Source organism: Pseudomonas sp. MIS38 (assembly GCF_019891575.1).
GTDB classification, from domain to species: Bacteria; Pseudomonadota; Gammaproteobacteria; order Pseudomonadales; family Pseudomonadaceae; genus Aquipseudomonas; species Aquipseudomonas putida_A.
The window spans coordinates 94,324-108,942 of sequence record NZ_JAFLXF010000015.1 but is presented as its reverse complement, the minus strand read 5'-3'; the positions used below and the strand labels follow the sequence as shown (position 1 = coordinate 108,942).

General features: G+C 60.2%; 16 protein-coding genes. 3 read left to right on the top strand and 13 right to left on the bottom strand.

Annotation, left to right across the window (positions count from 1 at the left end; translation table 11 throughout):
- Window positions 1–3: 3 nt before the first annotated feature.
- From J1G18_RS17985 to J1G18_RS17950, 8 genes are all read right to left on the bottom strand, one after another.
- A complete protein-coding gene (locus tag J1G18_RS17985; RefSeq protein ID WP_083366520.1) occupies window positions 4–1,413 on the bottom strand; it encodes a circularly permuted type 2 ATP-grasp protein in 1,410 nt (469 codons plus the stop codon).
- A gap of 474 nt (window positions 1,414–1,887) precedes the next feature.
- A complete protein-coding gene (locus J1G18_RS17980) occupies window positions 1,888–2,235 on the bottom strand; it encodes a ribonuclease E inhibitor RraB (protein ID WP_007960698.1) in 348 nt (115 codons plus the stop codon).
- A 212-nt stretch (window positions 2,236–2,447) separates the two neighbouring features.
- Complete coding sequence (locus tag J1G18_RS17975; RefSeq protein WP_027613323.1) at window positions 2,448–2,681, bottom strand: hypothetical protein; 234 nt, start codon at window positions 2,679–2,681, stop codon at window positions 2,448–2,450.
- Between the two features lie 289 nt (window positions 2,682–2,970).
- Window positions 2,971–3,846, bottom strand: a complete 876-nt coding sequence (gene speE, locus J1G18_RS17970; protein ID WP_041068886.1) for a polyamine aminopropyltransferase — start codon at window positions 3,844–3,846, stop codon at window positions 2,971–2,973.
- 255 nt (window positions 3,847–4,101) lie between these two features.
- Window positions 4,102–4,293 (bottom strand): PLDc N-terminal domain-containing protein, encoded by a 192-nt coding sequence (locus tag J1G18_RS17965; RefSeq protein ID WP_007960694.1) that lies wholly within the window; start codon window positions 4,291–4,293, stop codon window positions 4,102–4,104.
- A 71-nt stretch (window positions 4,294–4,364) separates the two neighbouring features.
- Window positions 4,365–4,895 (bottom strand): hypothetical protein, encoded by a 531-nt coding sequence (locus J1G18_RS17960; protein ID WP_027613324.1) that lies wholly within the window; start codon window positions 4,893–4,895, stop codon window positions 4,365–4,367.
- A gap of 202 nt (window positions 4,896–5,097) precedes the next feature.
- Complete coding sequence (locus J1G18_RS17955) at window positions 5,098–5,616, bottom strand: ankyrin repeat domain-containing protein (RefSeq protein ID WP_098967928.1); 519 nt, start codon at window positions 5,614–5,616, stop codon at window positions 5,098–5,100.
- Between the two features lie 97 nt (window positions 5,617–5,713).
- The gene (locus tag J1G18_RS17950) at window positions 5,714–7,552 is read right to left on the bottom strand and encodes a long-chain-acyl-CoA synthetase (RefSeq protein ID WP_223008197.1); all 1,839 of its coding nucleotides are present in this window, start codon (window positions 7,550–7,552) and stop codon (window positions 5,714–5,716) included.
- A gap of 379 nt (window positions 7,553–7,931) precedes the next feature.
- On the opposite strand from J1G18_RS17950, the gene J1G18_RS28270 reads away from it, so the two are divergent.
- Window positions 7,932–8,210, top strand: a complete 279-nt coding sequence (locus tag J1G18_RS28270) for a DUF3509 domain-containing protein (RefSeq protein WP_027613327.1) — start codon at window positions 7,932–7,934, stop codon at window positions 8,208–8,210.
- Between the two features lie 192 nt (window positions 8,211–8,402).
- On the opposite strand, the gene mtnC is transcribed toward J1G18_RS28270, so the two are convergent.
- The 5 genes from mtnC to aroC all read right to left on the bottom strand — a co-directional run bounded on the left by mtnC (window position 8,403) and on the right by aroC (window position 12,620).
- Window positions 8,403–9,086 (bottom strand): acireductone synthase, encoded by a 684-nt coding sequence (mtnC, locus tag J1G18_RS17940; RefSeq protein WP_223008196.1) that lies wholly within the window; start codon window positions 9,084–9,086, stop codon window positions 8,403–8,405.
- Between the two features lie 4 nt (window positions 9,087–9,090).
- Window positions 9,091–9,636, bottom strand: a complete 546-nt coding sequence (locus J1G18_RS17935; protein ID WP_027613329.1) for a 1,2-dihydroxy-3-keto-5-methylthiopentene dioxygenase — start codon at window positions 9,634–9,636, stop codon at window positions 9,091–9,093.
- A 92-nt stretch (window positions 9,637–9,728) separates the two neighbouring features.
- The gene (locus tag J1G18_RS17930) at window positions 9,729–10,355 is read right to left on the bottom strand and encodes a methylthioribulose 1-phosphate dehydratase (RefSeq protein WP_223008195.1); all 627 of its coding nucleotides are present in this window, start codon (window positions 10,353–10,355) and stop codon (window positions 9,729–9,731) included.
- Window positions 10,352–11,497, bottom strand: coding sequence for an MFS transporter (locus J1G18_RS17925; protein WP_041068869.1), 1,146 nt, complete (start codon window positions 11,495–11,497; stop codon window positions 10,352–10,354). The genes J1G18_RS17930 and J1G18_RS17925 overlap by 4 nt, the downstream gene beginning before the upstream one ends.
- A 31-nt stretch (window positions 11,498–11,528) precedes the next feature.
- Complete coding sequence (gene aroC / locus J1G18_RS17920) at window positions 11,529–12,620, bottom strand: chorismate synthase (protein ID WP_097087568.1); 1,092 nt, start codon at window positions 12,618–12,620, stop codon at window positions 11,529–11,531.
- Between the two features lie 130 nt (window positions 12,621–12,750).
- Here aroC and J1G18_RS17915 point away from each other — a divergent pair, with 130 nt between their 5' ends.
- Window positions 12,751–13,704: an alpha/beta hydrolase gene (locus J1G18_RS17915; RefSeq protein ID WP_135295281.1), complete on the top strand. Its 954-nt coding sequence runs from the start codon at window positions 12,751–12,753 to the stop codon at window positions 13,702–13,704.
- Window positions 13,705–13,803: 99 nt separating this feature from the next.
- Complete coding sequence (locus J1G18_RS17910) at window positions 13,804–14,595, top strand: hypothetical protein (RefSeq protein WP_027613334.1); 792 nt, start codon at window positions 13,804–13,806, stop codon at window positions 14,593–14,595.
- The last annotated feature ends 24 nt before the right edge of the window (window positions 14,596–14,619 follow it).

Below are 14,619 nucleotides of genomic sequence, written 5' to 3'. Positions count from 1 at the left end.
CCTTCAATCCTCGACCACCCAGGTGTCCTTGGTGCCGCCGCCCTGGGAGGAATTCACCACCAGGGAGCCTTCACGCAGGGCGACACGGGTCAAACCGCCGGGCACGACCCGGGTTTCGCGGCCAGACAATACAAACGGACGCAGGTCGATATGACGCGGCGCAATGCCGTTTTCGACAAAGGTCGGACAGGTCGACAGCGACAATGTCGGCTGCGCAATGTACGCGTGGGGCTTGGCCTTGATCCGCTCACGGAACGCATCGATCTGCGCCGTGGTTGACGCCGGCCCCACCAGCATTCCGTAACCGCCGGAGCCCTGGGTTTCCTTGACCACCAGATCCGGAAGATTGGCCAGTACGTGGGAAAGTTCCGAGGGGTTGCGGCACTGCCAGGTCGGCACGTTCTTCAGGATCGGTTCTTCATCGAGGTAGAAACGGATCATCTCGGTGACAAACGGGTACACCGATTTGTCATCCGCCACCCCGGTACCGATGGCATTGGCCAGCACCACGTTGCCCGAGCGATACGACGACAACAGTCCCGGTACACCGAGCATCGAATCGGGGTTGAACGCCAGCGGATCGAGGAACGCGTCATCGAGACGGCGATAAATCACGTCCACCGCTTTCGGCCCGTCGGTGGTGCGCATGAAGACCTTGTCGTCACGCACAAACAGGTCGGCGCCCTCCACCAGTTCAACGCCCATTTCCCGCGCCAGGAAAGCGTGTTCGAAGAACGCACTGTTGAAGCGCCCCGGCGTCAGTACCACCACGCTCGGGTCGTCGATCGGGCTGGAGCTTTTCAGGGTGTCGAGCAACAGATTCGGGTAGTGGTCGATGGGCGCGATGCGCTGGGCGGCGAACAGCTCCGGGAACAGACGCATCATCATTTTGCGGTCTTCGAGCATGTAGCTGACGCCGCTCGGAGTACGCAGGTTGTCTTCGAGCACGTAGTAAGTGCCATCGCCGTCGCGCACAAGGTCGACGCCGGAGATGTGCGAATAGATGTCGCGGTGCAGATCCAGGCCCTGCATCGCCAACTGGTACTGCTCGTTGGCCAGCACCTGTTCGGCAGGGATAATCCCGGCCTTGATGATGCGCTGCTCGTGATAAAGGTCGGCGAGGAACATGTTCAACGCCTTGACCCGCTGGATGCAGCCGCGCTCGACGATCCGCCACTCGCTGGCGGGAATGCTGCGCGGGATGGTGTCGAACGGAATCAGGCGCTCGGTGCCCTGCTCGTCGCCATAGAGCGTGAACGTGATCCCGGCCCGGTGGAACAGCAGATCGGCCTCGCGTCGCCGTTGTGCCAGCAACTCGTCAGGCGTGTCGGCCAGCCAGCGGGCGAACTCCCGGTAATGCGGGCGGACCTGGCCGCCGGCATCGTACATTTCATCAAAATAGGTGCGGATCATGCCGTACTCCTTGTCACCCGGACCTACAGGCCTTCGCAAGGCCCGTGCCATCGGCATAAACGCTTTGATTTCAATCGGTTGGATAATCACGCCGCAAGCACCGCACCATTCCTGTGCGGCAAATGCCCCAAGCCGATTGCCCCCGCCTCATTGCGACGCATTGCATCGCCTATCACCAGCATAGTCAGAGTTGATTTCACCGCTCGCACCGAGCTGCGGATAATCGGCGCATCCGCTGAAAACTTCCCCGGTGAAGACTTCAGCTCCACTGATCCGGACTGCCCGCGCAGTCCCCGCAGGCCGTAACCCTGACCGGTTTCCTCTCCTTATCGGTCTTCCCTTTAGCCACCCTCTCCGGTGGCTTTTTTTTGCCCGGGATTCTTGTTTCAGGGTTTTGCCACGGGCTATTCGGCGGCCAGAAACGACAACGGCCAACCCGAAGGTCAGCCGTTGCTCAATACCTGAAACCAGAGATCAGTTCAGACGATGGCGGTTACGCACCTCCTGCTTGACGCCCCAGCCCTCGATGATGCCGCCCAGCGGCTCGACCACGGCAGAGAAACCTTGCTCGAAATCGCCAATGTCGTCATAGGTTGCGTACATCACTTTGCTCAGTTCCAGCGACCAGGCGCCATCGTCGCGCGCACTGACCTGGGCATTGATGGATTCACCACGAAATTTGCCTGCCGCCCTGCGCGCCCGCTCCTCGTCCGGGAAAATGGCGTAGAACTCGATGGGATGGAACCGGGAAAAGTCGAAACCGCCTTCTTTCATGCGGCGCAGAACATTGCTGCTGATGTCTTCTTGATAGGCTGTGCTCATGAATCGTCCCCCTCGGATAGATGGATAGACTTTCCGTATTCCCGCCCCGGGCCTTACAGGCCAAAGTACTTCGGCAACGTGGTTGCACGCGGGAAACAAGCATGTAGCTGACAAGACCAGACCTTAGCGATTGTTTCGCTGATCTCGCTTGCAGAGTAGCCCCAAGATAGAGCTGCTGCCAAGGCCTGGTGCTTCAAGTGACAGGAAGAATTTCAGATTGGCGTGATACTGCGGATTTCGATGCTGTTCTGGGTTTTCAGGCTTTTCACGCCAGCATCGGTGGTGCGCCCTTCAAGATCGTTCATATCCAGTTCGGCGGCCACCGGCAGGAGCCGTTCCTTGATCAGGCGTGCAGCCTCGTCGTCGCTGGGGCATTCCGCGCGCTCGAACACCTCATCGACAATTTCACCATGATCGTCCACGAAAGTGACTTTCCACTTTTGCATCGGTGCCTCCTCGATCAAACCCGCAAATGGGCTTACTACTATCTCGACTTTTGGCGAGATTGATCGTTCAAAAGGATTGCAGCGGACGAACATGAAAAAAAATTAACCGATGGGGAAACAGGCTTGTGTGGCGAGGGGATTCATCCCCGATGGGCGCGAAGCGTCCCTGAATTCAGCGAACGCATAGTGTCAGTTCCAACGCGTCTGCCGATTTTACGACTGCTGCGCAGCCGGTCGGGGATAAATCCCCTCACCACAGGGGATCTATCACCGATCCGGGAATAGTGCGTCAGTCGTTGCTTGGCTTGTTGATCGCCTGCAGCACGTACTGCGGCAGCGCGAATGCGCCGATGTGGATTTCCGGGTTGTAATAGCGGGTGACGATGCCGCTGCCGATGAAGCGCTGTTGCAGGGTTTCACGGCTCAGCTTGCGGTAGGCCGGGTTGGTCGAGCCCCAGGCAAAGGTCATCGAACCGCCGATGTAGGTCGGCACGGCCGCCTGATAGAAGTGCCAGTCCGGGAACAGGCTGCGCAGGCGACCGGCAGTGGTTTTGACTTCGTCGATCTGCATGAACGGCGTGCCGTTCTGGGTCACGAGGATCCCGCCTTCGTTCAGGCAACGGTGGCACGCCTGATAGAAGTTCTCCGAGAACAGCACTTCGCCCGGGCCGATCGGGTCGGTGGAGTCGGAGATGATCACGTCGAATTTTTCCGTGGTGGTGGCGACGAAACGCATGCCGTCGTCGATCACCAGGTTCAGCCGTGGATCGTCGTAGGCGCCCTTGGAGTGGTTCGGCAGGAATTCCTTGCACATGTCGACCACGGTGCCGTCGATCTCGACCATGGTGATGTGCTCGACGCTGGCGTGCTTGGTCACTTCGCGCAGCATGCCGCCGTCGCCGCCGCCGATGATCAGCACGCGTTTGGCGGTGCCGTGGGCGAGGATCGGCACGTGGGTGAGCATTTCGTGGTAGATGAATTCATCGGCTTCGGTGGTCTGGATCACGCCGTCCAGCGCCATCACCCGGCCCATGCGCGGGTTCTGGAAAATCACCAGGTGCTGGTGTTCGGTGCGCACTTCGTGCAGCAGTTTTTCCATGCGAAAACGCTGGCCGTAGCCTTCGTAGAGGGTTTCCAGGTACTCGCTGGTTTTGGTGACGGTCATGGTCAAGTGCTCCGATGAATGCGCGGGCGCCAATCGTGGGGGACGATTGCCCGGGAAAGGCGCGCATTCTACGTTGCCGAAGATGACAGGTCGAACCTTCCTCCGACAGGGCACACTCTGGAGCTACCACAAGACCAATGTGGGAGCGGGCTTGCTCGCGAAAGCGGAGTGTCATTCAACCTGTGTTTCGACTGAACAATCGCCTTCGCGAGCAAGCCCGCTCCCACAGGGGATCAGCGTGTTTTCGGGAAAGCGTCAGACCCGCACATTGCCCCGTGGCCCGGCGATCGCCCAGATGATCAGGCCCAGTACTGGCAGGAGGATGATCAGCAGAACCCAGAGGATTTTCATCCCGGTCTCGGCGCCGCTTTTCAGTACGTTGATGATCGCCCAGATATCGAGGGCAAGAATGATCAGACCAATCAGACCGTTGAACGTGGAACCCATGGTGTCGCTCCAGAATAGTGGCATGCACTTTTAGGATAGACGGTCGCGCGCAGGGTTCCCTTTTATTGCGTTCAGACGTGAACGGCGACCTTCAGCGCTTCCAGCGAAGGCGCGGCAGCGATGCCGACTTCGGCGCACAGCTCCAGCACCCGTGGCACGTCGTTGCCATAGACCAGCACCACTTGCAGCTCGTCGTCGAGCAACTGGCTGAAGTTCATCAGCGTGTAACCGCCGTTTTCCTTGTTCAGGCTGCTCATCTGCACCTGGATGCGGTTGAGTGCGGTCAGCGCTTCGGTCTTGGCCAGTTGCTTGGGCTTGAGGTTGAAATCCACGCCCGGACCAAACGAGGCGACGATCTGCGCGAACAGGTCAGCGTAGGTATCAGCCTGGAACAGCACGGTTTCCGGCAGGCTGCCGACCACCACCCACTCGCCCAGCGGGATCGGGAAGGTGTCGTCGTAGTTGATGTCCGGGTTGGCTGCCAGAAAGGCGTCGGCATCGGCGTAGGCCTGCGCCGCTTCGTCGGCCACATTCAGGATCTCGTCCTCGCCCATGCAGCCGGAGCTGATTTTGCTGATGAGTTCGACGAGTGCGGCTTTCATGAGGGCGGATCCTGTGGAAGGTTGAATTTGAGGGCGCGGAGGATAGCGCATTGCAACCTCAAGCTGCACACAGAACATCTGCGGCGAGGGAGCTTGCTCCCGCTGGCGCGCGAAGCGACCCCAAACAGTGAGTTCACCATTTTTACCAGCGCTGCGCACTGGAGCGGGAGCAAGCTCCCTCGCCACAGAATCTCGACAGTCCTCAGGCCAGCAGTTTTTCCAGCTGCGCCGTGGTATCGACCGCGCCCATGGTGCGGGCCGCGTCCAGCGCGGTGACGCCATTGGCATCCTTGGCTTGCGGGTCGGCGCCCTTACTGATCAGGTAATCAACGATTTCAACGCGGTTGAACATCGCCGCCATCATCAGCGCGGTGCGGCCATCGAACGACGAGCCTTCGATCTCGGCGCCCGCTTCCACCAGTGCCTTGACCACCGCCAGATCGCCCTTGAACGCGGCGCCGGCAATCGGGCTCTGGCCGTTGCCGTTACGCAGCTCCGGGTCGGCCTTGTGCTTGAGCAGCACCTGCACCGCGTCGACGTGGCCATAGTAACTGGCGAGCATCAGCAGCGTGTCGCCCTTGCTGTTTTTCAGGTTCACCGGCAAACCGGCGCTGATCAGCCGATCGAGCATCAGCGCATCACCGTCGCGTGCCTTGTTGAAAACCTGCTCGGTGAATTCGGCAGCTTCTTCAGGGGTCATCTGGCGGCTCTGGTCAGACATAGGGCAACTCCACTTTCGGTTATTCGCAAAGCCGACAGTTTCCCGAGCGCGACGATAGCTGTCACCCCCTTTTTCTCAAGTCGTGCCATAGCCAATCTCAATAGCGGTATTTGCCTTGATGAATATCGGCCAGAATTTCGTCCGTCACTTGCACGTAAGTCTGGGTGCCAGGCAGCCACGCGTAAATCGGATCATCACCTGTCTGACCCGGGTCGAAGCCCTCGTTTTTCAGTCGGGTCTTTTGGTATTTGAAAGTCCCGGTGGTTTCCATTTTCACCTTCACCCGCAGAAACAGCGGCACCGCATAGGCCGGCATGCGCTGACGGGCGAATGCGAGCAATTCGGCGAAATCCAGGGTCGCGAGGGATTCGGCGGGCGTGATTGCCGCCATGCCGGCGCGACCGTTGGTGTTGCGCACTTCGACGCCGTAGGCGACGGCCTCGGAGATATGCGGATGCTGCAGCAACAGGTTTTCCACTTCAGTGGTCGAGACGTTTTCGCCCTTCCAGCGATAGGTGTCGCCGAGTCGATCGACGAACTGCGCGTGGCCGAAGCCAATATTGCGCAGCAGGTCGCCGGTGTTGAAGAAACGGTCGCCCTTGCTGAACACATCGTGCAACACCACCTTGGCGGTTTTCTGTGGGTCGGTGTAACCGTCCAGCGGGGCTTTTTCGTCGATCCGTGCCAGCAGCAAGCCCTGTTCGCCCTTGCCGACCTTGCGCATGAAGCCGTCGGCGCTGCGCAACGGCTGTCCGCTGTCGTGGTCGTACGCAACCAGCTCCCAGGCCATCAGCGAGAAACCGATGGTGTTGTCGAAGTTGAGGATATTGCTGAAGCCGATATTGCCGTCGCTCGCCGCGTACAGCTCACAGATGTGCTCGACGGCAAACCGGGTCTTGAACTCGGCCCAGGCGCCGGGGCGCAAGCCGTTGCCGATCATCTTGCGCACCGCGTGACGGCTGTCATCGGCGCTGGGCGGTTGATCGACCAGATAACGGCACAATTCGCCGACATAGCCGAGGGTGGTCGCGTTGTAGCGACGCACGTCCGGCCAGAACTGACTGGCGCTGAACTTGCGACGGATCGCGAACCCGGAAGCGCCGTTGATCGCCGAGCCCCAGCACACGCAGAGGCCGGTGGCGTGGTACAGCGGCAAGGTGCAATAGACGACATCGTTGGGCGTCATGTTCAGGGCGATCATGCCGAAGCTGGCCGAGCTGCGCATCCACCGGCCGTGCTTGAACACCCCGGCCTTGGGCAGGCCGGTAGTGCCGGAGGTGTAGATGTAGAAGCACGGATCGTCGAAGAACACTTCGCCGCTGCTGGGCGGGTTTTCAGTGCAGGCGTCAGCACTGGCACTGATCAGATTGACGTAGCCCTCGGGCGCAATGCCTGGGTGGCTATAGGTGTCACGGTCGGCGATAAACCAGGTGCGCTGCGCCGGGATCGACACCTGCTCGCGGATCGCGGCAAACGCCGGCTGCAATTCCTCACCGAGGACAATCGCCACCGGCGCCACCAGATTTACGCTGTGAATCAGTGTGTCGCGGGTTTGCGAAGTATTGAGCAGCGCACTGACCGCGCCGAGTTTGGCCAGCGCCACAATGGTCACCAGCAGCTCGGGACGATTTTCGATGAACACCGCGACCACGTCGCCCTTGCCGATGCCCTGCGCGCTCAGATAGTGGGCGATGCAGTTGGCCCACTGGTTGACCTGCGCATAGGTCAGCAAGACGTCGTCCTGCAAGATCGCCTGCCCCTCTGGATTGCGCAGCGTTGCTTGCTCGAAGGTCCAGCCGAGGCCACACGTTTGGGTCGGATCCGTGACGTTGGCGACTTTCATGCCCTTGACCACCCGCGGGATGGCTTTGGCGATCGTCGGCAGTTTGCGGAGCATCATGCTCCAGGTAATCGTGTCGCTCGACGCGTGACGCATGGCAGCTCCCCGGTCGGCCTGGTCGGCCGGTTTTTTTATTGTTCGGGCTGTGGGCATGACCTGCGTTGTGGGCAAGGTCGAGATCGAAAATACGTCAGCGCTTCTCGGCCTGTACACGCGGTTTTTGCAATGTTTTGTATCCGCCCTGTCACGCCCGGCGGCGGTGATTACGACTTTGCCGTTTGGTTCCGTTCAACTCATGAGAATCCCGCAAAATGCAGGATGCACGATGGCCATTCATGCAGATTGCACGACGAATGCAAATTTCACGATTTTTAAATTATTGATTTATAAGCATTTTTATTTTTTCGTGTGCTGGCACAAACGCTGCAACCTCCTTTGCATGCTTGCCATTCAAGTGCATACGGAGCTGAAAGACATGAGCCTGATCCAAGAAAAATTTACCTCGCTGTTCTCCAACTTCAACGTCACCACTGCGCCACGTCCCGATGGCGGGATTCTGCTGACGCTGCGCAGCAGTGAAGGCAAAGTATTCAAGCGCGCCCTGACGTATCAGCAAATGCACAACGCCGACCAACTGTCGTGGGCGATCAGCGCGATCCGTCGTGACTTGGCGGAAGAAGCCAGTGAGCTGCCGCAGATTGCGATGCTGCAAAGCCAGCAGCGTTTTGCCCTGCCGACGTATCACTCGCTGTAATTGATTCGAAGCTTTAAACAGCTTTAAACAAAAACAGGCCGGGCAGCTTTCACTGTCCGGCCTGTTTTTTTGGCTGATGCAAAACTCCGTGTGGGAGCGGGCTTGCTCGCGAAAGCGGTGTGTCAGTCAAAAATATTTGGCTGACACACCGCTTTCGCGAGCAAGCCCGCTCCCACATTGGATCGAGGGTGGTTAAAAGGCTTCGGGTTCGATGCCGGTGAAGCTGTCGACGGTGATATGGCTGCCCAGCTCCCCACCCTCGCGCGCCAGGCCGCAGGTCTGCAGGCCTGCCGATTGAGCGGCATCCAGCTCCTCAACGATGTCGGACAGAAACAGAATGTCCTGCGGTTCGACACCAATCGCCTGTTGAATGTTGGTGTAAGACTGCGCCTCACGCTTGGGCCCCGACGTGGTATCGAAATACCCGCTGAACAGCGGTGTCAGATCCCCCGCCTCGGAGCAGCCGAAGATCAGCTTCTGCGCCTGGATCGAACCCGACGAATACACAAACAGTTGATAACCGGCCTGATGCCAGCGCTTGAGCGCTTCAACGGCATCCGGGTACACGTGGCCCTTCAACTGCCCGGCGTGATAACCCTGCGCCCAGACCATGCCTTGCAAGGCTTTGAGCGGCGTGGCTTTGCGATCTTCCTCGATCCAGCTCAAGAGAATTTCAACAACCCGTTCAACATCGGCCTGCGGCTCGTTGCTGTCGCGGCGCACGGCGGCGATCTGTTCGGCGACATCGGCACGTTCGGCGTTCTGCCGAACAAAGTCCGGCAGGTGTTTGGCCGCATACGGGAACAGCACATCAAAAACGAAACTCACCGCGCTGGTGGTGCCTTCAATGTCAGTGACAATGGCTTTGATCGGCATCGGCTCAGTCCTCCAGACGTGGGAAGCGCCCGGCGATGTCTTCGCCGGTGAAATTCGCGACCCAGCCTTCCGGGTTGTTGAACAGGCGAATCGCCACGAAGTGCGGGTGCTCGCCCATGTCGAACCAGTGCTTGGTACCGGCCGGCACCGAGATCAGGTCGTTCTTCTCGCACAACACCGCGTAGACGTAATCGTCGATGTGCAGGGTAAACAGGCCACGACCGGCGACAAAAAAACGCACTTCGTCTTCGCCATGGCGGTGTTCTTCAAGGAACTTGGCGCGCAGTTCGGCTTTTTGCGGGTGATCGCTGTTGAGGCTGATCACATCGACGGTGATGTAACCGCGCTCGGTCATCAGCTTGTCGATCTGCTCCTGATAGGCGCTGATCACCTCTTCCTGGCTGGCGCCGGGCTGGATCTTCGCGGCGGCTTGCCAGCGGTCGAAGCGCACGCCCTGCTCGGCGAGCGTCGAGGCGATGTCTTCGAAATGGGTCAGCACCTTGTTCGGAATCTCGGGGCTGGATACGTGATAGACGGACAGGCTGCTCATGGGCAATTCCTCGGTATCGGCCTTGCCGTCCGGCTCTTGCAGACCGGTCGGGCAGTGCATTTGATCAGGCAAATGGGCGGCTTCGGGTGAAGTCAGCCTTGGCGGTTCATGACGCTGCGGGTTTTCAACTCGCATTCAAACAGAAATTCGAAGGCCTCGATCTGCCGCAGGGCATCGCTCATCTGCGCGCCCCAGGTGTAGAGGCCGTGGCCGCGAATCAGATAACCGACGCAATCGGGATGGGCGTCGAGCCAAGGCTGCACCTTGGCGGCGAGGCGCGCAATGTCCTGATCGTTGTCGAAAATCGGCACGCGCACCCGCGATTCGTGGGTGGAGATGCCGCTGAAGGCTTTTTGCAGTTCGTAGTCTTCGAACTCGATAAAGTCTTGCGGCGTCAGGCGCGACAGCACCGTGGCGTTCACCGAGTGGGTGTGCAGCACCGCACCGATTTCCGCGCGCCAGCTGTAGAGCTGAGTGTGGAGCAGGGTTTCGGCTGAGGGCTTTTTGCCCGGTTCCAGGCTGTTGCCGGACAAATCCGTGGCGAGCACGTCGTCCAGGCCCAATTGGCCCTTGTGCTTGCCCGACACGGTCAGCAGCGCTTGGCTCGGCGACAGGCGCGTCGAGTAATTGCTGCTGGTGGCCGGCGACCAGCCGCGACCATAAAGAAAACGCCCGGCATCGACGATCTGCTGGGCGAGCTGTTCACGCGTAAGGCTCATGGCCTGTCCTCTTGCATACGTGTGGCAATGATAACGGCAGCAGCGAGCGCCGCGAGACTGGCAATACTAAAGGTCAATGTCGCACCGAGGGCATTCCAGCTGTAACCGGAATACAACGCGCCCAGCGCGCCACCGGTGCCGGCCAGCGCCGCGTACAGCGCCTGCCCCTGACCTTGCTGACGCGCACCGAAGCTACGTTGCACGAACGCGATGGCAGCCGCATGAAAGCTGCCGAAGGTCGCCGCGTGCAGCACCTGGGCCAACAATAGTACCCAGAGGAATTCGGCGAACGAACCTAGCAGCAACCAGCGCAGCGCCGCCAGCAGAAAACTCGCCATCAGCACCCGACGCAATGAAAAGCGCACGAGAATCCGGCTCATCGCCATGAACATCAGCACCTCGGCGACCACGCCCACGGCCCAGAGCATGCCGATTGTGCCGCGTGTGTAACCGAGGCGTTCAAGGTGCAAGGTCAGAAAGGTGTAATACGGGCCGTGGCTCATCTGCATCAGCGCGACACAGGCGTAAAACGCCAGCACACCGGGGCTGCGCAGCTGCTTGAGAAATCCCTCCCCGCTCGGCCGATTACCTTGCGGCGGCTGCGCGTTCGGCACCCACAGGCTGCTGAGGACGATGCCGGCCATGATCAGCACCAGCGCCGCCGGGTAGATGTCGAGGCTCAGCCATTCGAACAAACGGCCCAGCGCGACCACGGTGATGATGAAACCGATCGAGCCCCACAGGCGAATCTGGCTGTAGCGCGCGGTTTGCCCCTGCAAATGCGCGAGGGTGATGACTTCGAACTGCGGCAACACCGCATGCCAGAAGAACGCGTGCAACGCCATGACCATCGCCAGCCAGGCGTAGGTCTTGCTGACGAAAATCAGCGAGAACGTCAGCAGCGTACACACCGCACCGAAGCGCACGATGGCCAGGCGTTTGCCGGTGTAGTCGCCGAGCCAGCCCCAGATGTTCGGCGCCACACAGCGCATCAGCATCGGGATCGCCACCAGCTCGCCGATTCGCGCAGCACTGAACCCGAGGTGATCGAAGTACAGCGCCAGAAATGGCGCTGTCGAACCGAGCAAGGCGAAATAGAACAGATAGAAACTGGACAGCCGCCAGTAAGGGAGCGCCGCCACGGTCAGGCCGCGACGGCTTGGCGATCAACCATCAAAGCTGACCCAGCACCGGGGTGCTGACGCGCACGTCGGCGTTCTGCCCACGATGACGCAGCAGGTGATCCATCAGCACGATGGCCATCATCGCTTCGGCAATCGGCGTGGCGCGGATGCCGACGCACGGGTCGTGACGGCCCTTGGTGATCACGTCCACCGGGTTGCCGTGGATGTCGATCGAACGGCCCGGGGTGGTGATGCTCGACGTCGGCTTCAGTGCCAGATGCGCGACGATCGGCTGACCGGACGAGATGCCACCGAGAATGCCGCCAGCATTGTTGCTGAGGAAACCTTGCGGGGTCAGTTCATCGCGATGCTCGGTGCCGCGCTGGGCGACGCAGGCGAAACCGGCGCCGATTTCCACGCCTTTCACCGCGTTGATGCTCATCAGCGCATGCGCCAGTTCAGCGTCGAGGCGGTCGAAAATCGGCTCGCCGAGGCCCGGCATCACGCCTTCGGCGACTACGGTGATCTTCGCCCCGACCGAGTCCTGATCGCGGCGCAACTGGTCCATGTAGGCTTCCAGTTCCGGGACCTTGTCCGGATCCGGGCTGAAGAACGCGTTCTCTTCCACTGAATCCCAGGTCTTGAACGGGATTTCGATCGGGCCGAGCTGGCTCATGTAGCCACGGATGACGATGCCCTGGCTGGCCAGATACTTTTTGGCAATCGCACCTGCCGCGACACGCATCGCGGTTTCCCGCGCCGAGCTGCGACCGCCACCACGGTAGTCGCGCTCGCCGTATTTGTGGTGGTAGGTGTAGTCGGCGTGCGCCGGGCGGAACAGATCCTTGATCGCCGAGTAGTCCTTGGACTTCTGGTCGGTGTTGCGGATCAGCAGGCCGATCGAGCAACCGGTGGTGCGGCCCTCGAACACGCCGGAAAGGATTTCGACTTCATCGGCTTCCTGACGCTGGGTGGTGTGGCGGCTGGTGCCTGGCTTGCGCCGATCGAGGTCGCGCTGCAGGTCTTCGAGGGAGATCTCCAGGCCCGGCGGGCAGCCGTCGACAATGGCGACCAACGCCGGACCATGGCTCTCGCCAGCGGTGGTGACAGTGAACAACTTGCCGTAGGTATTGCCGGACATGCAGGACGCTCCGTGAAATCAAACCCGAATTCGTGATGCGCGCCAGTATACGCAGGCTAACCGAGTAGTTCATCCTCGAACCTTAGTGGTGTTGGTGAGTCCAACCGGCACCTTGGCGAATGATGGCGTGATGATGCTGCGAGTTCTGATCTTGAGTCTTACCCTGTTTACCGGTTTTGCCCACGCGACTGTCCTGCAGCGCCCGATCTCTCTGGATACCGGGAGCGGTGAACTTTTCGGCTCGCTGTTGCTGCCAAAATCCGACAACCCAGTGCCGGTTGTCCTGATCCTTGCCGGCTCCGGTCCTACAGATCGTGACGGCAATAACCCCGATGGCGGGCGCAATGACAGCCTCAAGCGGCTGGCCTGGGTGCTGGCCAAACACAACATCGCCAGCGTGCGCTACGACAAGCGCGGGGTGGCTGCGAGCCGGCCGGCCACACCTGACGAGCGCAATCTGTCGGTGGAAGGCTACGTCGACGACGCCGTGGCGTGGAGCCAGAAGCTGAAAAACGACCCGCGTTTCGGCCCGTTGATTCTGCTCGGTCACAGCGAAGGTGCACTGATTGCCACCCTCGCCGCTCCGCGTGCCGACGCCGCTGCGCTGATTTCGCTGTCCGGCAGCGCGCGCCCGGTGGATCAGGTAATCCGCGAACAACTAGCCCGTAGCCTGCCGCCACCGTTGATGCTGCGCAGTAATGAACTGCTCGACAGCCTCAAGGCCGGTCACACCGATGACAACGTGCCGGCGCCACTGCAACCGATCTTCCGCCCGAGCGTGCAGCCGTACCTGATTTCGCTGTTTCGCCAGGACCCGGCCAAGGCCTTTGCACAACTGAAGATGCCGGCGCTGATCGTCCAGGGCAGCAACGACATGCAGGTCGGCGTCGGCGATGCGCAGGCGCTGAAAGCCGCCAAGCCCGACGCCGAACTGGTGGTGATCGACGGCATGAACCACGTCATGCGCATCGTCCCCGCCGATGTGAAGCGGCAATTGGCCTCGTATAAGGACCCCAATTTGCCACTGGCGGCGGAACTGGGCGGCAAACTCATCGAATTTATTGACGGCATTCGCAACCGTTAACCGTAGTTTGCCCTCCAGTCCTGCAAAAAACGGCCGATAAGCCTTTGTCGCCAGCGTATCGGCTGGCGACAAGCAGGGCTTGGACAGGATCTCGCCGTTATGACTGATACCCCGACTTCACCCGACACCACCGCTGAAAAAGACGCACCGCCAGCGGTCGAGCTGCCATGGGCGGACGTCAGCGTCGAGCACCACAAGATGCTCCGCCTGGCGCCGTTGCAGACTGACCGTCACACCGGTGGCCGGCCGTTGCGCTTTGTCGAGTTCGGCTATGCCGAGCGCAACAGCAAAGAACACAGCCTGATGCGCATGGCGATCAAACTGCCCGGTCAGCGCGTGCGCAAAGAGCAGAACCATCTGGATGTGTGGGTCAATCACACCAGCAAACGTGTGCACTTCGGCCCCGACAGCGGTTTGCAGATCGAACCGTTGAACCGTGGTATCGGTCGTTTCATGGCTGCACAAGGCATCAATTGGGCGAAAAAACGCTGGCCCGCCTACACCGTCGACGGCATGGACCTGAACAACAAGGACGCGCTGAACGAAGACACCCGCCTGCGTCGCGATCACTTCTTGCGTGTGCACGGTTTTGATGTGGTGTACGCCGATGCCCAGCATTTGAAGGGCAGCGTCAAAGAGGTACAGGTCGGTGACCTGTTGGGCGACTGGAACAGCGAGAAGCTGCAGATCGTCGAGATTCTCGAAGCAGCGCAGATGCTGCAACAGGCCGAGCAGAACCTCGCCGAGCAGGAAGTGAAGCTGAAGAAGCAGGAAGACAAGGTCAGCAAGTTCAAGCGTGAAGACGCTGGATTGCGCTTTACCATTACCTGTCTGGTGGCGTTTGCGGTGTTTCAGGCAGGATTGTTGATCTGGATTGCTACGCACCGCTAGATCAACACTGACCTGTGGCGAGGG